Origin of the sequence: Streptomyces sp. NPDC048565 (genome assembly GCF_040650935.1) — a bacterium.
Lineage (GTDB): Bacteria > Actinomycetota > Actinomycetes > Streptomycetales > Streptomycetaceae > Streptomyces.
This window is the reverse complement of the sequence record NZ_JBEZIH010000015.1, coordinates 169,379-188,229: the sequence shown is the minus strand read 5'-3', so window position 1 is coordinate 188,229 and position 18,851 is coordinate 169,379. Positions and strand designations below refer to the sequence as shown.

Sequence of the window (18,851 nt, the reverse complement as noted above, 5' to 3'; positions counted from 1 at the left end):
GTTAAATTACCACCGATTCGCTTTCCAGTTCTTCGCTTTCGCGTTTCCCTTTCCGGCGAGTCCGACTCTATCAGATCCTTTCGGGCCTGATTCCCGGTCAGCGGGGTTTGTCATCCCGGCCGTTGGGCCGTTCCGACGAGTGAGACTTTAGCGGAATCCCCGGCCCCGACGCTAATCGGGTCGCCTTCGAACGCTGATTCCTCATTTCGCACGTGTGCACGCAAAATCGCGCGACAGGCGTCGCTCGTTTCGAGTGGTTACTGCGGAATGGCTGTCCGGGGACCGGCCGAGGTCGGCACTCACGTCGGACAACTCGGAGCACACTACGGACGTGGGTCGGGCGTGTCAACCCCCGTCAGGTCCGACCCTGCCGTGGAAGGCAGGCCTGGAGTCGCGCGGGCTGGGGCCCGGATGCGTCGCGAAGTGCTGGCACATCGTGATCTCGCTGCCGAACCCCGCACGCTCGGCCAGGACGGTCACCGTGTGCGGCTCCTCCAGGTGGGTGAGCGCACGGGCACGGGCCTCCGCGAGTGCGTCCGCGTCGCGGTCGGCACGCGGTGTGGGGCGCTCGATGAACTGGGCCTGGCCGCCGGTACGGAAGGGGCCATGACCGTGGCCGTCGAGCCCGGGGGCCACGATCAGCTGCGGCCACGGAGTAGAGGCCGCAGGTCAGCCGGACCCACGGTCAGCCGTTGCCCCTGGCCAGCTCGCGGCTGCGGTCGCGGGCGGCTTCGAGCGCCGCGATGAGGGCGGCCCGTACGCCGTGGTTCTCCAGCTCGCGGATGGCGCTGATGGTGGTGCCGGCCGGGCTGGTGACGGCCTCGCGGAGCTTGACCGGGTGTTCGCCGCTGTCCCGGAGCATGACCGCGGCCCCGATGGCGGCCTGGACGATCAGGTCGTGGGCCTGGGCACGGGGCAGGCCGAGCAGGATGCCGGCGTCGGTCATGGCTTCGACGAGGAAGTAGAAGTACGCCGGCCCCGAGCCGGAGAGCGCGGTGGCCGCGTCCTGCTGGGACTCGGGGACCCGGAGCGTCTTGCCGACGCTGCCGAAGATCGCCTCGGCGTGGTCGAGGTGCTCGGCGGTGGCGTGGCTGCCCGCGGAGATGACGGACATGCCCTCGTCCACCAGAACGGGGGTGTTCGGCATGACGCGTACGACCGGGGTACCGGCGGCGAGGCTTTCCTCGATGAACCCGGTCGTGATGCCGGCGGCGGCACTGATGACGAGGCGGTCGGAGGCGACGTGCGGGGCGAGCTCGTCCAGGAGCGTGCCCATGTCCTGGGGCTTGACCGCGAGAATGAGGATGTCGGCGCTCTTGGCGGCCTCGGCGTTGGTGACGGCCTCGACTCCGTAGCGGGTGCGGAGCTTCTCGGCGCGGTCCGGGCGGCGGGTGGTCACCAGCAGGTCGCCGGCCGGCCAGCCGGCCCGGATCATGCCGCTGAGCAGGGCCTCACCGATCTTTCCCGTACCGAGGACTGCGACTGTCTGGGGCATGCGGTTCATCCTCCGGATGGCGGTGCGCTGTGCGTCGTCGGCCGCCATCCTCGCACCGCGACCGTCAGGCGGTGCGGCGGCGGAGCGTGACGGCACCCAGGCAGAGGACGAGCAGGGCGCAGCCGGCGACGATCAGGACGTCCCGGTAGAACCGGCCGGTGATGTCGGTATGGGTGAGGACCTGGTTCATCCCGTCGACGGCGTACGACATCGGCAGGACGTCGGAGATGCCTTCGAGGACCGGGTGCATCCGGTCGCGTGGTGTGAACAGCCCGCACAGCAGCAGCTGCGGGAAGATCACGGCGGGCATGAACTGGACGGCCTGGAACTCCGAGGCGGCGAAGGCCGAGACGAACAGGCCGAGCGCCGTGCCGAGGATCGCGTCGAGCAGGGCGACCAGGAGCAGCAGCCAGGGGGATCCGACGACGTCGAGGCCGAGGACCCAGACGGACATCGCGGTGGCCAGGAGCGACTGGGCGACGGCGACGGCGCCGAAGGCCAGTGCGTATCCGGCGATGAGGTCGCCCTTGCCGAGCGGCATGGCGAGGAGGCGTTCGAGGGTGCCCGACGTGCGTTCGCGGAGGGTGGCGATCGAGGTCACCAGGAACATCGTGATCAGCGGGAAGATGCCGAGCAGCGAGGCCCCGATGGAGTCGAAGGTCTCCGGGGAGGCGTCGAAGACGTAGCGCAGGAGCGTGATCATCAGGATCGGGACGATCAGCAGGAGCACGATGGTGCGGGGGTCGTGGCGCAGTTGGCGCAGGACGCGTCCCGCGGTGGCGAGGGTCCTGGCCGGGGAGAGCGCGCGGGCGTCGGTGCTCATCGGGTCGTCTCCTGGCGGGCGGCGGCCTCGGCCTCGGCTGCCTCGTCCACGAGGTGGAGGAAGGCGTCTTCGACGGTGGCGGAGCCGGTACGGGTACGGAGGGCGTCGGGGGTGTTGTCGGCGAGGATCTCGCCCTCGCGCATGAGCAGCAGCCGGTGGCAGCGTTCGGCCTCGTCCATGACGTGGGAGGAGACGAGGAGCGTGGTGCCCCGGTCGGCGGCGAGGGCGTGGAAGAGGTCCCACAGGTCGCGGCGCAGTACGGGGTCGAGGCCGACGGTCGGTTCGTCCAGGACCAGGAGCTCGGGGGTGCCGAGCAGGGCGGCGGCGAGGGAGACGCGGCTGAGCTGGCCGCCGGAGAGGGTGCCGGCGAGGGCGTCGGCGTGGCTGGTGAGGTCGACGTCGTCGATGGCGCGGGTGACGGCTTCGTGCCGGGAGTCGCGGTGGGTGCGGCCCGGCTGGAGCACGGCCGCGAAGTAGTCCAGGTTCTGCCGCACGGTGAGGTCCGTGTAGACCGACGGTGCCTGGGTGACGTAGCCGACGCGAGCCCGCAGGGACGGGTGTCCCGCGGGGTGGCCGAGGACGTCGAGCGTGCCCGTGACCTTGGCCTGGGTGCCGACGACGGTCCGCATGAGTGTGGACTTGCCGCAGCCGGACGGGCCGAGAAGGCCGGTGATCCTGCCCGGTTCGACGGTGAAGTCGAGGCCGCGCAGGACGGTGCGGTCTCCTCGTACGACGGTGAGGGCGTGTGCCTCGACGGCTCCCGCGCTCGTAGTACGCAGAGAATTCATCATGTGATGAATATTGGTCCTGCCGAAGAGGCCACGTCAAGGGACGCGGCCTCTTCGGGGCGGCGGGTCGGCGGGTCGGCGGCCGGCAGGCCGGTCAGCGGATCAGCACGGCGAGTTCGACCACGTAGCGCTCCTCGACCATGCCGTCGGGGAACACGGCGGCCAGGTGTTCGCGCTCCTCGTCCAGGAACCGGGCGGTGGGCTCCGCTCCGGCCTCGCCCAGCACGAGGAAGGCGGAGTGGCTGGCGAGGTTGGCGATATGGGTGTCGACCGGCACCGTACGGGACCACGGCACCAGGCGCTTCTCGAACGCGCCGCCGGACAGCAGCTCGAGGTTCCGCGAACCGGTGGTGCCCGGTGTGCCGTGGGCGCTCTCGTCAGCGCCGAAGTACTCCCGCAGCCGGACGTCCTGGTCGGCGATCCAGCCGGAAGCGTGGTCGGAGACGTTCCACCAGAGCGCCAGCGCACCACCCGGGCGAAGGACGCGCCGTGCCTCGGGGAGGGCGAGAGCGGGGTCGGTCCAGTGCCAGGACTGGGCGTAGGTGATCAGGTCGGCTGACGCGGTGGCCAGCGGGAGGTGGTTACCGTCACCCCGGACCACGGGGACGGACGGCAGCGACCGGCGCAGTTCGGCCGCCATTCCGGGGCCCGGCTCGACGGCGGTGACGAGGGCGCCGCGGGCGTTCAGCAGCCCGGTGGCGATACCCGTTCCCGCGCCGACGTCCATGACGCGGGCGCCTTTCAGCGGGCGGCCCGACAGTGTCTCGACGGTGTCCAGGAGGGCGGGCGGGTATCCGGGGCGCGCGGCGGCGTACTGGGCGGCGACGCTGTCGAACGAAAGGGCGCGGGGCGTGGAGGTCGGCATGCCTTCATGGTGCACGCGCTCCGGCGCGCGCGGACATGGAATGCGACGGTTTACCTGCGCCCGGAGCGCTTTGCCTTGGCGTTCTTGCGGGCCGCCGGATTGCCGGTCCTTGAGGAGCGGCGCTTCGCGTACTGCGCGAGGGCCGTCTCGTACTCCGTGCGCCGCAGCTTCTCGCCCGGTGCCTCCTGGAACGAGCGGAAGAAGTAGGCGAGCAGCGAGCCGATGAAGCCGATCGACTTGAGGCCGCGCAGCCTGTCGTCCTGGGCCGGGTCCGCGGGGCGGCGGGTGAAGCCCTCCCAGGTCTTGCGGAAGGCGATGGCGCTGCAGATCGCGAACATCAGCACGACGAGCATGCCGACGAGGCTCCCGACCTCGGCGATCTCCAGTCCCTGGTAGGCGAAGCGCAGGATGAAGCACGCGGCGACGGCGGCGGCGAGCGAGCCGATGGTGGCACCCGCGCGCCGCAGCCCGTACCCACCGTCATGGTCGACCCACGTCGTACCGAAGAAGCGGAGGGATTCGGGCTGCGGCCCTGGTGCGGTGGCGCCCGAAGGCGTGGCCGACGGCGTTCCGGGGACTTCGCTGTTCTCGCTCACGGAATCGATTATCCCCGGCCGTGTGACGGTTACGTCAGTCGCAGCGCGGAGCGATGTAACCGTCACTGCCCGTGCGGACATAGGTGTCCGACACGAACTGACCATTGGCGATGTTGTTCCAGATGTTCGATGTGCCGTACGGGCCCGACACCCGCTCCCCCGGCTTCTGGCAGTACACCGGGACGCTCATCCCGTACGGCAGCGTCCGGACGATCCCGTACTGCGTGCCGGGTCCCCTGCGGACGTTGACGCGGTAGCCGGGAGCGATCGGGTAGACCACTGCGGCAGCGGCGACCGTCGCCTCCTGCGCCACGGTCTCCTCGGTGGCCGTGGAGTTCGCGTCGTCCGTGGTGACTGTGCCTGCCGTGTTCTCTTCAACACCCATGAGGGCCTCCCCCGTTGAAAGCGATGCGTACGACGCGCAGGCTAACAAGCCCCACCCTTCTCGCACGCACCATCGACTAGGCTCCGTGCGTCGCGCTTGCGCACGAACAACACGGGGGTGGGCGATGCCGCCGCTGCGAGGGACCGGGTCATATCCGGAAGCGGAGCATCCTGAATACGCCGGGCAGTACCGGCTCGAGGCATGTCTCGGAGCCGGCGGCATGGGTGTCGTACACCTGGCGCGCTCCGCGTCGGGGCTGCAGCTCGCGGTCAAGGTGGTGCACCGCCAGCACGCGGCGGATCCGGAGTTCAGGGCGCGTTTCCGGCAGGAGGTCGCGGCCGCCCGACGGGTCAGCGGGGCGTTCACCGCGCCGGTCGTGGACGCCGATCCTGGGGCCGTGCTGCCCTGGATGGCCACCCTCTACGTGCCGGGCCCCACGCTCGCCGCGCAGGTGAAGCGGAACGGGCCGATGAGCCCCGCGGCGCTGCGCAGGCTCACCGCGGGGCTCGCCGAGGCGCTGCGCGACATCCACCGCGCCGGTGTCATCCACCGTGATCTCAAGCCGAGCAATGTGCTGCTGCCGGACTCCGGGCCCAAGGTCATCGACTTCGGCATCTCCCGGCCGTACGACAGTGATCTCCGCACGGAGACGGGCAAGCTGATCGGCTCGCCGCCGTACATGGCACCCGAGCAGTTCCAGCGGCCCCGCGAGGTCGGTCCCGCCGCGGACGTGTTCGCGCTCGGGGCGGTGCTGGTGCACGCGGCGACGGGTCGGGGGCCCTTCGACTCGGACAGCCCGTACCTCGTGGCCTACCAGGTGGTGCACGACGAGGCCGACCTGGCCGGGGTGCCGCCGGATCTCGCGCCCCTGGTCGGGCGCTGCCTCGCGAAGGATCCCGAGGAGCGCCCCACCCCGGACGAGATCATGGCCGCGCTGCACCCTCCGTCCTACGACGCGACCGCCTTCATACCCGTCCAGCGCAAGCCGGCCGCCGCCGAATCCGTGGAGGCGGAGAGCGACGGGGCGAGGGGCGCGGACGACGGGACGACACATGTGCGGGCCGGTGACGGGCTGCCGTCCGGGCCGGCGCCCGTGAAGGGCCGGCGCAGGCTCGCGGTCGCCGCCCTCGCGGTGGTGGTGCTGGTGGCCGGAGGGATCTGGGCGGCCGGAGGCCGGGGTGGTGGCGGCGCGCCGGATCCCGAGGCGCGGCCCGGCACGGAGAAGGCGGGTGCGGCGGTCTTCGTGCCGTGGCGGACGCCGCTGCTCTCGCAGGGCGGCTCGACACCGTCGTGCGTCCCGGGGACGGCCGGCAAGGGACCGGCGCTGTACTGCGTCTCCGCCGGTTTCGGCACGGCCCGGCTGAATCCGTCGGACGGCCGGGCGGTCTGGTCGCACCGGGACACAACGGCGGAGGGCTCCGAAGGGCCGAGCCCGGCAGGCGCGGCGAACGCGGGCGCGACCGACGGGGACGCAGCGAACGGGGATGTGGCCTACACCGTCGTGGCCGGCGAGAGGATACGGGCGTACTCCCCCGCCGACGGCAAGGAGCTCTGGCGTAAGAATCTCTCCGCCTACCTCGACGCCCCCTTCCCCGCGGGCGACACCCTGCTGACGGTCCGCCAGGACGGGACGCTCCAGGGTCTCGACGCGGCGACCGGCACATCCCGCTGGCGGCGCGCCGTCCCTGGCCATCTGAGGCCCGGATACGCGCTGTACGAGGCGGGGACCGGGCTCGCGTACGCCTACGAGAGCTCCGCGCAGGGGACCTCCACTCTGGTCACCGCTGTCGAGGCGAGGACCGGGAAGACCGCCTGGCAGCGCAGGCTGGACGGGATGCTCACCCCCGCCGGGACATCGGACGGTGCGCTCCTGCTGACCTCGATGAACGACAGGGCGCAGACCACCGGGCTCGTCCGCTACGACCCGGTGCTGCGGAGCACGGCCCGCATCGCGCTGCCGTTCCGGATGGACAGCCCCGAGATCGTGGTGGACGCGGGCACCGCCCTGCTCCTGGAGCGGGGCGGAACGCTGCTCGCTCTCGACGTCCGTCCGGGGGCCGCGCGGGCCGAGCGGTGGCGGCTGGAGACGGCCGTCAGCACGACCTCGGCACCGGTCGTCGGCGCGGGTGGCCGGCTGTACTTCTCGGCCGCCGACGGGCGGCTGCTCGCCGTCGACACCGAGCACGGGACGCTCATCGGCCAGACCCGTCCCCGGCTGAAGGCGGGGAAGCTCAGCCATGCGTCGTCCCTGCCCTCCCCCGTCGTGCTGGGCCGAAGCGTCGTCGGCACCGCGCCGGACGGATCCGTCTTCGCCGTGGACGCGGACGACCCCGCCCACTGGTGAGACCAGGGACGGGGCCGGGCGGGACCGCTGCGGGCGGTCAGCCGAGCTTGGAGACGTCGCGCACCGCACCGCGGTCGGCGCTCGTGGCCATCGCCGCGTAGGCGCGCAGGGCCGCCGAGACCTTGCGGTCGCGGTTCTTCGGCGCGTACACGCCGTTCAGTGCCTCGCGGCGGGTGGTGAGCTCCGCGTCCGGGACGAGCAGCTCGATCGAACGGTTCGGGATGTCGATCCGGATCCGGTCCCCGTCCTCGACCAGTGCGATCGCGCCGCCGGACGCCGCCTCGGGCGAGGCATGGCCGATGGACAGACCCGAGGTGCCACCGGAGAAGCGGCCGTCGGTGATGAGCGCGCAGGTCTTGCCGAGACCCCGGCCCTTCAGGAAGGACGTCGGGTAGAGCATCTCCTGCATGCCGGGACCACCGCGCGGGCCCTCGTAACGGATGACGACCACGTCGCCGTGCGTGATCTCCTTGCGGAGGATCTTGTCGACGGCGTCCTCCTGCGACTCGCAGACGACGGCCGGGCCTTCGAAGGTCCAGATCGACTCGTCCACGCCCGCCGTCTTCACGACACAGCCGTCCACGGCGATGTTGCCCTTGAGGACGGCCAGGCCGCCGTCCTTGGAGTACGCGTGCTCCACGTCGCGGATGCAGCCGCCCGCGGCGTCCAGGTCCAGGGTGTCCCAGCGCTCGGACTGCGAGAAGGCGGTGGCGCTGCGGACACAGCCCGGGGCGGCGTGCCAGAGCTCGACGGCCTCGGGCGACGGGGAGCCGCCGCGGATGTCCCAGTTCTTCAGCCACTCGGCGAGGGTGTCGGAGTGGACCGAGTGCACGTCCTCGTTGAGCAGACCGCCGCGGTGCAGCTCGCCCAGGAGGGCGGGGATGCCGCCCGCCCGGTGGACGTCCTCCATGTAGTACGTACCGCCGGGGGCGACGTTGGGGGCGACCTTCGACAGACAGGGCACGCGGCGCGAGACCTCGTTGATGTCGTCGAGGCCGTAGGCCAGCTCGGCCTCCTCCGCGGCGGCGAGCAGGTGCAGGATCGTGTTGGTCGAGCCGCCCATGGCGATGTCGAGCGCCATGGCGTTGTCGAACGCGGCACGGCTACCGATGGCCCTCGGCAGGACGGTCTCGTCGTCCTGCTCGTAGTAGCGCTTGGTGATGTCGACGATCGTGCGGCCGGCGTCCTCGTACAGCGCCTTACGGGCGGTGTGCGTGGCCAGCACCGAGCCGTTGCCGGGGAGGGAGAGGCCGAGGACCTCGGTCAGGCAGTTCATCGAGTTGGCCGTGAACATGCCGGAGCAGCTGCCGCAGGTCGGGCAGGCGTTCTCCTCGATGCGGAGGATGTCCTCGTCGGAGATGCTCTCGTCGACCGCGTCGCTGATCGCGTTGACCAGGTCGAGCTTGCGGACCGTGCCGTCGACGAGGGTGGCCTTGCCGGCCTCCATCGGGCCGCCGGAGACGAACACCGTGGGGATGTTGAGGCGCATCGCGGCCATCAGCATGCCGGGGGTGATCTTGTCGCAGTTGGAGATGCAGATCAGTGCGTCGGCGCAGTGGGCCTCGACCATGTACTCGACGCTGTCCGCGATGAGGTCGCGGGAGGGCAGGCTGTAGAGCATGCCGTTGTGTCCCATGGCGATGCCGTCGTCCACCGCGATGGTGTTGAACTCGCGGGGCACGGCGCCCGCCGCCAGGATCGCCTCGGAGACGATCCGGCCGACGGGTGCGAGGTGGGTATGGCCAGGGACGAACTCGGTGAACGAGTTGGCCACCGCGATGATCGGCTTGCCGATGTCCGCGCTGGCTACGCCGGACGCCCGCATAAGGGCGCGGGCGCCCGCCATGTTGCGGCCGTGGGTGACAGTGCGGGACCTCAGCTGGGGCATCGTCTCTCGCTCCTTCGACAGATAAGACTGCCTTCGAGCGTACGCCTCCCATGCCAAGATCTGGACACCGTGTCCGGAATGCGGGACTCGGTGCCCGCGCCTCAGACTGCCGGAAGCGCGATCAGGCTTTTGGCGTGCAGCGCCGCCAGCCGCTTGCCGCCGGAGACCACGTACCACTGCGGCAGTTCGCCCTTGCCGTCGTTGAAGGTCCAGCGGAGCTTTCCGTCACTCGCGTCGAAGGCCTGGACGCCGCCGTTCTTGTCGAACTCCGTCGCGCCGTACAGGGTGTCCCCCACCTTGGCGAACTGCAGCGGGACCGAGACCTCGCGCAGGGTCTCGGTGTTGTGCCACCGCTGCTTGCCCGTGCCGGCGTCGACGGCCCACAGGGAGTGGGCGCTGTCCGAGGCGTAGAGCACGCCGTCGATGACGGTCGGCCCGTTGAACGTGTCGAACTTCTCGGTCTCCAGCGTCCAGCGCTCGGTGCCGTCCTCCAGGGCGAAGGCGCGCAGGTTCCGGCCGTCGGAGACGATCACCGCGCCGTCGTGGACGGCGATCCTCTCGAAGTTCGCCCTGCTGATCTTCTTCGTCCACCGCTGTCGTCCGGTCGTGGTGTCGCGGACGGTCAGGTTCTTGCGGAGGTCGGTGTAGACGAGGTGCTCGCCGCTCACCGCGGAGGTGAGGCCGGACTCGTCGGTCCCGGTGTCCCGCTTCTCGCTCCAGACGGCCTTGCCCGTACGGACGTCGATGGCGGCGATCACATTCGTCCGGGAGCTGAGGTCCTTCTCCAGGATGCCCGCGATCACGTACACGCGTTCCGTGTCGGCGCCGACGGGCCGTGGCTGGGCGTAGTGCCCCTCCAGGTGGCTGCGCCAGGTCTCCTTGCCTGTGGCCGGGTCGAGGCCCACGACGTCGCCGTCGTACCTGCCGCTGGCCAGGTAGAGCGTGTCCCCGCCCATGATCAGTCGCGCGCCCGGCTGGGCGGCGTCCTTCAGCGACCACAGCTTCTTGCCGGTGGCGATGTCCCGGCCCACCAGGGGGTCGCCGGCGACCAGTACCACGTTCCCCACGACGGCCAGCACCTCGTGGTTGCCCAGGGTGCCCACCGCGGTCCGCTGCTGCCACAGGGCGGACGGGGCGGTCCCTGCGGGCGGTGTCTCGAACGCGTCCGCGCCGCCCTTGCCGTTGGGCTTCTGGTCCGCCGCGCCGCCGGAGACGTCCTCGCCCTCAGGCCCGCACGCGGTCGTGAACCCCCCGGTGAGCACCAGGCCGAGGCCCGCACCGGCCATCCGCAGCAGTCGTCTGCGCGGCACACCGGCGCTCCCGCCGTCCTGAGGCGGACCGTCCTGTCTGTGCTCGCCCTTGATGGTCACGCTCATGGTCGTCTCCCCCACCCGTCGTTCACGGCATACGTCCGGTCGTTCATGGCATACGTCCGGCCTGCACGATCGGGCACAGCCAACCATCAGGATCAGGCCACGGCCGGTGCCGATGCCGACTCGCGACATCGTTGTGATGCCACCGGCACAGCCGTCACACAGGCGGGACCGGGGTTACCGGGCCCCCTTCGTCACCCTTCGGCCAGGTAGCGCTGGAGCGTGGGGGCCACCATCGCGATGATCCGCTCGGGGTCCGTGGACGCCAGCGGCTCCGCCCTGACGACGTAGCGCAGGATCGCGATACCGACCATGTGCGCGGCCGCCAGTTCGGCGCGGAAGGTCGGGTCGGGCACGTCCAGCTCGGCCGCGATCCGCTCCAGCAGCCGCCGCAGCACGAAGCCGCGCAGCACCTTGGCCGCCGCCTCGTGCGTGAGCGCGGAGCGGAGTATCGCCAGCAGCGGCGCCCGCGACACCGGGTTCTCCCATACGCCGATGAAATACCGGGCCAGCCGTTCGCCCAGGTCCTCCACGGGCCCGCCGAGCACCTGCGGGAGGACCAGCGCCGGCTCGAAGGAGAGCTCGATGGCCGCCGCGAAGACCTCGTCCTTCGTGCCGAAGTAGTGGTGGACCAGGGCCGCGTCGACCTCCGCCGCCCTGGCGATGCCCCGGACCGACGTCTTGTCGTAACCGCGTTCGGCGAACTCCGTGCGGGCCGCCTGAAGGATCCGGGTCCTGGCATCGGGGCCTGTGGCGCCCGCCGTACGGGAAGGGCGGCCCCTGCGCCTCGGGGGCGGGCCGCCGGCGCCGGGGGTCACCTGCGGGGCGCCCGCGCCGACGACGCCAGATGGAGCCGGGTGAAGGCGAGCGCCTCGGCGAGATCGGCCTCGCGTTCGGCCGATGACATGGCGCGGCGGGTGTTGACCTCGATGACCACATGGCCGTCGAAGCCGGTACGGGCCAGCCGCTCCAGGAGCTCCGCGCAGGGCTGGTCGCCCCGGCCGGGCACCAGGTGCTCGTCCTTGCCCGATCCCTTGCCGTCGGCGAGGTGGACATGCGCGAGCCGGTCGCCCATCCGGTCCACCATGGCCAGGCTGTCGGTGCGCGCGGTCGCGGTGTGCGAGAGGTCCACGGTGAAGTGCCGGTAGTCGTCGTTGCTGACGTCCCAGGCGGGGGCGTACGCGAGCATCTCGCGGTCCCGGTAGCGCCACGGGTACATGTTCTCCACCGCGAAACGCACATCGGTCTCGTCCGCCATGCGCCAGATGCCGGAGACGAACTCGCGGGCGTAGTTGCGCTGCCATCGGAAGGGCGGGTGGACGACCACCGCCGATGCGCCGAGCTTCTCCGCCGCTGCCCTGGCCCGCTGGAGCTTCACCCACGGGTCGGTGGACCAGACCCGCTGGGTGATCAGCAGACAGGGCGCGTGAACGGCCAGGATCGGCACCTGGTGATAGTCCGACAGCCGCCGCAGCGCCTCGACGTCCTGGCTGACGGGGTCGGTCCAGACCATGACCTCGACGCCGTCGTAGCCCAGGCGCGCGGCGATCTCGAAGGCCGTCGCCGTCGACTCCGGATAGACGGAAGCCGTCGACAGGGCGACCTTCGCATCCGGGATGCGCACCACTGGTTCTGCCACCTGGCCAGGGTACGGGCAGCCGTGGGCGAGTCCGAGGGAGCCCGGCGGAAAGTGAGAAGGCCCATGGGGCCGACCGCCGGGATCAGGCCAGGGCGGCCTGCTGTGCCGGCAGGTGGTCGAGCCTGCGCAGGATGACGCCCTCGCGCAGCGCCCAGGGGCATATCTCCAGCTCCTCGACCCCGAACAGGTCCATCGCGCCCTCGGCGACGAGCGCACCCGCCAGGAGCTGCGCGGCGCGCCCCTCGGTGACCCCGGGCAGATACGTCCGCTCCTCGGTGGTCATCGACGACAGCTTGGGCACCCACTCCTCCAGGGCCTTGCGGGTGAGGACCCGCTGCACGTAAAGACCCTCGGCGGAGCGGGCGGCGCCCGTGATCCTGGCGAGCTGCCGGAAGGTCTTGGAGGTACCGACGACCTGGTCGGGCGGCCCCAGCCGGGTGAACTCAGCGACCGTACGGGCGATACCGGCGCGGACATGACGGCGCAGCGCCCGCACGTCCGCGGGGTCCGGCGGGTCGCCCGGGAGCCAGCCGGCGGTGAGCCGGCCGGCGCCGAACGGCAGCGATACGGCGGCGTCGGGCTCCTCGTCCAGCCCGTAGCCGACCTCCAGCGAACCGCCCCCGATATCGAGGACCAGCAGCTTGCCGGCGGACCAGCCGAACCAGCGGCGGGCGGCCAGGAAGGTCAGCCGGGCCTCCTCCTCGCCGCTGAGGACGGCGAGGGTGACTCCGGTCTCGTCCCGTACCCGGGCCAGCACCTCATCCGCGTTGCCCGCGTCACGCACCGCGGAGGTGGCGAACGCCAGCACGTCCTCGCAGCCCTTGTCCTCGGCCGCCCGCAGGGCGCCGGTGACCGCCGTCACGAGGCGGTCGACGCCCTCGGGGCCGATCGCCCCGTCCGGGTCGAGGAGTTCGGCGAGCCGCAGTTCCGCCTTGTGCGAGTGGGCGGGCAGCGGGCGCGCACCGGGATGCGCGTCGACCACCAGGAGATGCACCGTGTTCGATCCCACGTCGAGGACTCCGAGTCTCATACGGGAACGCTACTGCGGCTTACTCTGGGCTCGTGCCAAAGACGAAAAAGGCGAAGCCGGACAAAGCCACGAAGAAGCAGCGGCAGCAGGAGACGAAGCAGAAGATGCCGAAGCCGGAAGCGACCGGGCCCGACGAGAAGGGGCTCGACTTCGCGCGGGCCTGGGTCGAATTCCCCGACCCCGCCGACGACGAGCAGGTCTTCCGCTGCGATCTGACCTGGCTGACGTCCAGGTGGAGCTGCATCTTCGGCAGCGGCTGCCAGGGCATCGAAGCGGGCCGCGCGGACGACGGCTGCTGCACGCTGGGCGCGCATTTCTCGGACGAGGACGACGAGAAGCGGGTGGCAGGACACGTGGCACGGCTCACACCCGAGCTGTGGCAGTTCCACGACGTCGGCACGGACACCGGCTGGGTCGGTGTGGACGAGGACGGCGAGCGCCAGACGCGGCGCTGGGAGGGCTCCTGCATCTTCCAGAACCGCCCCGGGTTCGCGGGCGGCATGGGCTGCTCCCTGCACATCCTGGCCCTCAAGGAGGGCAAGGAGCCGCTGGAGACCAAGCCCGACGTGTGCTGGCAGCTGCCGGTGCGCCGTACGTACGACTGGATCGAACGGCCCGACGACACGCGCGTGCTCCAGATCTCCATCGGGGAGTACGACCGCCGGGGCTGGGGCCCGGGTGGTCATGATCTGCACTGGTGGTGCACCTCGGCGACCTCCGCGCACGGGGCCGGTGACCCGGTGTATGTCTCCTACCGGCCCGAGCTCACCGAGCTGATGGGCAAGGAGGCCTACGACCAGCTGGTCGAGCTGTGCGAGCAGCGTCTCGCCTCGCTGCTGCCGATGGCTCCGCACCCGGCCGACCCGGCCTGAGGCGGGTCCTTCGGCCGGCCCGTCCCACTCGATGGCGCCCAGGTGCGCGGCGCACAAACGTTCCGCCGCGCACCTGGGCGCCGTCGTATGTCAGCCCTCCGGTCCTGAGGAGCCGCCGCCCGGCTCCGTGGGCGGGCCGGACGTCGGGGTGGCGTCGCCGGAGCCACCGGATGGTGACGGAGTGGGGTCGGTGGGGCCCGGGTCCGTCGGCGGACCGGTCGGGTCCGTGGGGTCCGTGGGGTCGGTCGGATCCGTGGGATCGGCCGATCCCGTGGGGCCCGGGGCCGGATCCGTCGGCGTGGTCGGGGACGGGGAGGTCGGTGTGGGGTCCGGGGTCCCGGACGACGGGTCCGGTGACGGCCGCGGGCTTCCCGGGCGCGGAGCGCCGTAGCCCGTGATCGCGACCGCGGACCCCGTCGGGGCGAGCAGGACACGGGCGCTCCATGGGCCCCGGGGCTCGGCCGCGCGGTTCACGAACACCTGGAGGGTGACGCTCCGCCCCGGGGCGACCGTGCCGGACGTACGGCTGAGGTGCAGCCAGGGGGCGTCCGCCCGGGCCGACCAGACGACGGTCCTTTCGCCGGTCGCGGTCAGCGTGATCGTCGTACGGCCGCCGGACGACCGGGCCGAGACCGTGAGCGAGGCCGCCGGGCCCTTGCCGCCCCCGACGCTGATGACCTCGGCCGAGACATCCGGGCTCCGGGGGCCGTCCGTGAAGCTGTCGTGGCCGTCGGCGCTGGCGTTGCCCGCGTTCTCGTAGTGGTCGTACGGGGCGTCGGAGCCGGACTGCCCGTCCGCGTCCGTCGCCGTGACCGAGGTGCCGCGGCCCTCCCCGGTCAGCGGCGCGCCCCGGTAGGCGGCCCACAGGGCGATCACCGGGGCGGCGACGACCGTCGCCACGACCGTGGTCGTCAGGACCCGGGCGCGCAGCCTGTCCCGGCGCGCGGCGTGGTCCTTGGGGTCCAGCGGGAAGCCGGTGCGGCCGAAACGGGGGGCACCGGATCTGGAGCGCCTCGCGTGCGTCAGGGCGACGTGGACCGAGGGGCGGGGTGCCTCGACGACCGACAGCGCGGCGGCCGGGGTGACGGTCGCGCCCGGCCAGGGTCCCGCCGCCCCGGCGCGCTCGGCGGCACGGCGGCAGCGGGGGCAGTCGTCGACGTGCCGGACGAGCTCCCGGCGCAGAGCCGCGGAGAGCAGCACCTGATGGGCGCCGGTGAGCCGGGCGACGGCGGGGCAGTCGCCCCGCTCCACGACGGCGAGTGCGGCGCGGGTGCGCTCCACCTCGCAGGCCGCGCCCGCCAGGAGCTCCCGGGCGCTGCCGGGGTCGAGGCCGAGGACGGCGGCGACGGCGCGCGGGGTGAGCCCGTGGCGTACGGCGAGCTCCAGCGCCTCGCGCTGCTCCGGGGTGGTGCCCGCCGCCTCGGGCCAGGCCAGCTGCGCGAGTTCACGCCGGCGCGCTTCGGCCGCAGGGGACTCCGATGGGCCCACGGCGGCGCCGGTCTCCTCAGGGGCGGGGTGGGCGCCCCCCGCACGGGACGCGCGGGCGCCGTCGAGCAGGGGGGTGGCACGCGGGGCGGTGGCAGGCGGGGCGGACCGCCTCCGGTGTGCCTGGCGGCCGCGCCCCTGCTGGGTGAGCGCCCGCAGGCATGTCCATCTGGCCAGGGCGTACAGCCAGGATTTACGTTCCTCCTCGGCCGTGGGGCACCGGCCGTCCTGCCGCTCGGCGATCGCCAGGACCGAGCCGAGCGCCTCGGTGGCCGCCTCGTGGTCGCAGAGCACGGAGAGGCAGTAGGTGAACAGGCCGTCGAGGTGCGGCTCGTACCGTGCGGACGACCGCCGCGCCGAGGGGCGGACCTCGCGGCGGTGCGCCCGGTGTACGCCGGTGGTGTGTGTGGGGGTCTCCTGCCTGCTGCTCGTCACGTGGCGACCGTAGGCAGATGCGGGCGGAACCCTGACGGCACTTTCCGGCATTTAATCCTTACGAGTGACGGTCTCACTCGAAAGGGGACAGGAATCCCAGATTCCACCGGAAATACCGCACCGAGCGCATGTTCGGTCTCCATGCCCACACCCGGTGCTGTCGGACCCCACCTATACGGTGACGCCATGGCTGCCCGTACGAAATCCGCGAAGGACCGTCCGTCCTACCGTTGCACCGAATGCGGCTGGACGACGGCCAAATGGCTCGGCCGCTGCCCTGAGTGCCAGGCCTGGGGGACGGTCGAGGAGTTCGGCGGCGCACCGGCGGTCCGTACGACGGCCGCGGGCCGGGTCTCCGCAGCCGCGGTGCCGATCGGCCAGGTCGACACCCGGCAGGCCACCGCCCGCTCGACCGGGGTCAGCGAACTGGACCGCGTGCTCGGCGGAGGGCTCGTGCCCGGCGCCGTCGTGCTGCTCGCGGGCGAGCCGGGCGTCGGCAAGTCGACGCTGCTGCTCGACGTGGCGGCCAAGGCGGCGTCCGATGACCACCGGACGCTCTATGTCACGGCGGAGGAGTCCGCCGGCCAGGTGCGGATGCGCGCCGACCGGATCCGCGCGATCAACGACCATCTGTATCTGGCCGCCGAGACCGACCTCTCCGCGGTCCTGGGGCATCTGGACGCGGTCAAGCCGTCCCTCCTCGTCCTCGACTCCGTACAGACCGTCGCCTCGCCCGAGCTGGACGGCGCGCCCGGCGGCATGGCCCAGGTCCGCGAGGTCGCGGGCGCGCTGATCAGGGCATCCAAGGAGCGCGGCATGGCGACGCTCCTGGTGGGCCATGTCACCAAGGACGGCGCGATCGCGGGACCGCGCCTCCTGGAGCACCTCGTCGATGTGGTGCTGTCCTTCGAGGGCGACCGGCACGCCCGCCTCCGCCTGGTCCGAGGCGTGAAGAACCGGTACGGCGCCACGGACGAGGTCGGCTGCTTCGAGCTGCACGACGAGGGCATCACAGGCCTGGCCGACCCCTCCGGACTCTTCCTCACCCGCCGTGACGAGCCCGTCCCAGGCACCTGTCTGACGGTCACCCTGGAGGGCAAGCGCCCGCTCGTGGCCGAGGTGCAGGCACTGACGGTCGACTCGCAGATCCCCTCGCCCCGGCGCACCACATCGGGCCTGGAGACCTCCCGTGTCTCGATGATGCTGGCCGTTCTCGAACAGCGGGGCAGGATCAGCGCCCTCGGCAAACGGGACATCTACAGCGCGACGGTGGGCGGCGTGAAGCTCACCGAGCCCGCCGCGGACCTCGCGATCGCCCTCGCGCTGGCCAGTGCCGCCAGCGACACACCGCTCCCGAAGAACCTCGTCGCGATCGGCGAAGTGGGCCTCGCCGGGGAGGTCAGAAGGGTGACGGGGGTCCAGCGCAGGCTGGCGGAGGCGTACCGTCTCGGGTTCAAGCACGCCCTGGTCCCGAGGGACCCGGGAAGGGTCCCGGCCGGTATGAAGGTCACGGAAGTGGCCGACATGGGCGACGCCCTGAGAGTCCTTCCCCGTCGCTCTCGGCCGGACGGACCACAGGACGACGGCGCACGCCGGTAGACTTTGCCCTGGTCTCGCCCGCCCGTACGAACGGTATGAGGGACGCAAGGGCACCGCAAACCTGTGACCGGAGGAGTGCAGTGGCAGCCAACGACCGGGCAGCATCGCCCGGAAAGTCCGGCCAAGGCACGGGGAACGAGGCGCTGATGCGCGCCTCGTTGAGCGCTGTCGCGCCCGGAACTGCCCTCCGGGACGGCCTGGAGCGCATCCTCCGTGGCAATACCGGCGGACTGATCGTCCTCGGCATGGACAAAACCGTCGAATCCATGTGTACCGGCGGCTTCGTGCTGGACGTGGAGTTCGCCGCGACGCGCCTGCGTGAACTCTGCAAGCTGGACGGCGCGATGATCCTCGACAAGGAGATGACCAAGATCCTCCGGGCCGGCGTGCAGCTGGTCCCGGACGCCTCCATCCCCACCGAGGAGACGGGCACCCGCCACCGCACCGCGGACCGCGTCTCCAAGGCGTGCGGCTTCCCCGTGGTTTCGGTCTCCCAGTCGATGCGCCTGATCGCGCTGTACGTGGACGGGGAGCGGCGGGTCCTGGAGGAGTCCTCCGCGATCCTGTCCCGCGCCAATCAGGCGCTCGCCACCCTGGAGCGGTACAAGCTCAGGCTCGACGAGGTCGCAGGGACGCTCTCCGCGCTGGAGATCGAGGACCTGGTCACCGTCCGGGACGTCACGGCGGTCTCGCAGCGGCTGGAGATGGTGCGCCGCATCGCGACCGAGATCGCCGAGTACGTGGTGGAGCTGGGCACCGACGGCCGTCTTCTGGCGCTCCAGCTGGACGAGTTGATCGCCGGCGTGGAGCCGGAGCGCGAGCTGGTCGTCCGCGACTACGTCCCCGAACCCACCGCGAAGCGGTCCCGTACGGTCGCGGAGGCGCTGGCCGAGCTGGACACGCTCACCCACACCGAGCTGCTGGAACTCCCCGTGGTGGCACGGGCGCTGGGCTACAGCGGCTCGCCCGAGACGCTGGACTCGGCGGTCTCCCCGCGTGGCTTCCGGCTGCTGGCGAAGGTGCCGCGGCTGCCCGGAGCGATCATCGAGCGACTGGTGGAGCACTTCGGCGGCCTGCAGAAGCTGCTCGCAGCGAGCGTGGACGACCTCCAGACCGTGGACGGGGTCGGCGAGGCGCGGGCCAGGAGCGTCCGCGAGGGACTCTCGCGGCTGGCGGAGTCCTCGATCCTTGAGCGGTACGTCTAGAAATCACCCGTCACGGCCCGTCCGGGCCT

General features: G+C 71.7%; 16 protein-coding genes and 1 pseudogene. 4 read left to right on the top strand and 13 right to left on the bottom strand.

Features of this window, described 5'->3' with window-relative positions:
- Positions 1 to 345 precede the first annotated feature (345 nt).
- The 7 genes and pseudogenes from AB0C75_RS19930 to AB0C75_RS19900 all read right to left on the bottom strand — a co-directional run.
- Positions 346 to 603: pseudogene (locus AB0C75_RS19930) on the bottom strand (AraC family transcriptional regulator); the annotation flags it as partial.
- An 82-nt stretch (positions 604 to 685) separates the two neighbouring features.
- Complete coding sequence (proC, locus tag AB0C75_RS19925) at positions 686 to 1,495, bottom strand: pyrroline-5-carboxylate reductase (protein ID WP_362892515.1); 810 nt, start codon at positions 1,493 to 1,495, stop codon at positions 686 to 688.
- Between the two features lie 64 nt (positions 1,496 to 1,559).
- Positions 1,560 to 2,318, bottom strand: a complete 759-nt coding sequence (locus tag AB0C75_RS19920; RefSeq protein WP_362892513.1) for an ABC transporter permease — start codon at positions 2,316 to 2,318, stop codon at positions 1,560 to 1,562.
- Positions 2,315 to 3,109, bottom strand: a complete 795-nt coding sequence (locus AB0C75_RS19915; RefSeq protein WP_362892511.1) for an ABC transporter ATP-binding protein — start codon at positions 3,107 to 3,109, stop codon at positions 2,315 to 2,317. The genes AB0C75_RS19920 and AB0C75_RS19915 overlap by 4 nt, the downstream gene beginning before the upstream one ends.
- A 91-nt stretch (positions 3,110 to 3,200) precedes the next feature.
- Positions 3,201 to 3,971: a methyltransferase domain-containing protein gene (locus tag AB0C75_RS19910; RefSeq protein WP_362892510.1), complete on the bottom strand. Its 771-nt coding sequence runs from the start codon at positions 3,969 to 3,971 to the stop codon at positions 3,201 to 3,203.
- Positions 3,972 to 4,021: 50 nt separating this feature from the next.
- Entirely contained in the window at positions 4,022 to 4,567 is a 546-nt protein-coding gene (locus AB0C75_RS19905) for a hypothetical protein (protein WP_362892508.1), read from the bottom strand.
- 34 nt (positions 4,568 to 4,601) lie between these two features.
- Positions 4,602 to 4,952 carry an SH3 domain-containing protein gene (locus AB0C75_RS19900; RefSeq protein WP_362892506.1) on the bottom strand — a complete coding sequence of 117 codons (351 nt, stop codon included), beginning with the start codon at positions 4,950 to 4,952 and terminating at the stop codon, positions 4,602 to 4,604.
- A gap of 124 nt (positions 4,953 to 5,076) precedes the next feature.
- On the opposite strand from AB0C75_RS19900, the gene AB0C75_RS19895 reads away from it, so the two are divergent.
- Positions 5,077 to 7,296 (top strand): serine/threonine-protein kinase, encoded by a 2,220-nt coding sequence (locus tag AB0C75_RS19895; RefSeq protein WP_362892503.1) that lies wholly within the window; start codon positions 5,077 to 5,079, stop codon positions 7,294 to 7,296.
- A gap of 37 nt (positions 7,297 to 7,333) precedes the next feature.
- Here AB0C75_RS19895 and ilvD read toward each other — a convergent pair whose 3' ends face one another.
- From ilvD to AB0C75_RS19870, 5 genes are all read right to left on the bottom strand, one after another.
- Positions 7,334 to 9,184: a dihydroxy-acid dehydratase gene (ilvD, locus tag AB0C75_RS19890; RefSeq protein WP_362892501.1), complete on the bottom strand. Its 1,851-nt coding sequence runs from the start codon at positions 9,182 to 9,184 to the stop codon at positions 7,334 to 7,336.
- Between the two features lie 101 nt (positions 9,185 to 9,285).
- Positions 9,286 to 10,470, bottom strand: coding sequence for a PQQ-binding-like beta-propeller repeat protein (locus AB0C75_RS19885; RefSeq protein WP_362892535.1), 1,185 nt, complete (start codon positions 10,468 to 10,470; stop codon positions 9,286 to 9,288).
- Between the two features lie 281 nt (positions 10,471 to 10,751).
- Positions 10,752 to 11,375 carry a TetR family transcriptional regulator gene (locus AB0C75_RS19880; protein ID WP_362892499.1) on the bottom strand — a complete coding sequence of 208 codons (624 nt, stop codon included), beginning with the start codon at positions 11,373 to 11,375 and terminating at the stop codon, positions 10,752 to 10,754.
- Positions 11,372 to 12,196: a sugar phosphate isomerase/epimerase gene (locus tag AB0C75_RS19875; protein ID WP_362892497.1), complete on the bottom strand. Its 825-nt coding sequence runs from the start codon at positions 12,194 to 12,196 to the stop codon at positions 11,372 to 11,374. Before AB0C75_RS19875 ends, AB0C75_RS19880 begins: the two co-directional genes overlap by 4 nt.
- A gap of 82 nt (positions 12,197 to 12,278) precedes the next feature.
- Positions 12,279 to 13,226, bottom strand: coding sequence for a Ppx/GppA phosphatase family protein (locus AB0C75_RS19870; RefSeq protein ID WP_362892495.1), 948 nt, complete (start codon positions 13,224 to 13,226; stop codon positions 12,279 to 12,281).
- 32 nt (positions 13,227 to 13,258) lie between these two features.
- Here AB0C75_RS19870 and AB0C75_RS19865 point away from each other — a divergent pair, with 32 nt between their 5' ends.
- Positions 13,259 to 14,098 carry a hypothetical protein gene (locus AB0C75_RS19865; protein ID WP_362892494.1) on the top strand — a complete coding sequence of 280 codons (840 nt, stop codon included), beginning with the start codon at positions 13,259 to 13,261 and terminating at the stop codon, positions 14,096 to 14,098.
- A gap of 90 nt (positions 14,099 to 14,188) precedes the next feature.
- Here the strand turns inward: AB0C75_RS19865 and AB0C75_RS19860 are convergent, their stop codons facing one another.
- Complete coding sequence (locus tag AB0C75_RS19860; protein ID WP_362892492.1) at positions 14,189 to 16,069, bottom strand: hypothetical protein; 1,881 nt, start codon at positions 16,067 to 16,069, stop codon at positions 14,189 to 14,191.
- Between the two features lie 135 nt (positions 16,070 to 16,204).
- On the opposite strand from AB0C75_RS19860, the gene radA reads away from it, so the two are divergent.
- Both radA and disA read left to right on the top strand, forming a co-directional pair.
- Positions 16,205 to 17,617 carry a DNA repair protein RadA gene (gene radA / locus AB0C75_RS19855; RefSeq protein ID WP_362892490.1) on the top strand — a complete coding sequence of 471 codons (1,413 nt, stop codon included), beginning with the start codon at positions 16,205 to 16,207 and terminating at the stop codon, positions 17,615 to 17,617.
- A gap of 80 nt (positions 17,618 to 17,697) precedes the next feature.
- Entirely contained in the window at positions 17,698 to 18,822 is a 1,125-nt protein-coding gene (gene disA, locus AB0C75_RS19850; protein WP_362892488.1) for a DNA integrity scanning diadenylate cyclase DisA, read from the top strand.
- Positions 18,823 to 18,851 lie beyond the last annotated feature (29 nt).

Coding starts and splice junctions, on each gene's coding strand:
- AB0C75_RS19860 (WP_362892492.1), bottom strand. CDS start 16,069: ATGCCGGAAAGTGCCGTCAGGGTTCCGCCCGCATCTGCCTACGGTCGC.
- ilvD (WP_362892501.1), bottom strand. CDS start 9,184: ATGCCCCAGCTGAGGTCCCGCACTGTCACCCACGGCCGCAACATGGCG.
- AB0C75_RS19870 (WP_362892495.1), bottom strand. CDS start 13,226: ATGAGACTCGGAGTCCTCGACGTGGGATCGAACACGGTGCATCTCCTG.
- AB0C75_RS19915 (WP_362892511.1), bottom strand. CDS start 3,109: ATGATGAATTCTCTGCGTACTACGAGCGCGGGAGCCGTCGAGGCACAC.
- AB0C75_RS19920 (WP_362892513.1), bottom strand. CDS start 2,318: ATGAGCACCGACGCCCGCGCGCTCTCCCCGGCCAGGACCCTCGCCACC.
- AB0C75_RS19895 (WP_362892503.1), top strand. CDS start 5,077: ATGCCGCCGCTGCGAGGGACCGGGTCATATCCGGAAGCGGAGCATCCT.
- AB0C75_RS19910 (WP_362892510.1), bottom strand. CDS start 3,971: ATGCCGACCTCCACGCCCCGCGCCCTTTCGTTCGACAGCGTCGCCGCC.
- AB0C75_RS19900 (WP_362892506.1), bottom strand. CDS start 4,952: ATGGGTGTTGAAGAGAACACGGCAGGCACAGTCACCACGGACGACGCG.
- proC (WP_362892515.1), bottom strand. CDS start 1,495: ATGCCCCAGACAGTCGCAGTCCTCGGTACGGGAAAGATCGGTGAGGCC.
- radA (WP_362892490.1), top strand. CDS start 16,205: ATGGCTGCCCGTACGAAATCCGCGAAGGACCGTCCGTCCTACCGTTGC.
- AB0C75_RS19885 (WP_362892535.1), bottom strand. CDS start 10,470: ATGGCCGGTGCGGGCCTCGGCCTGGTGCTCACCGGGGGGTTCACGACC.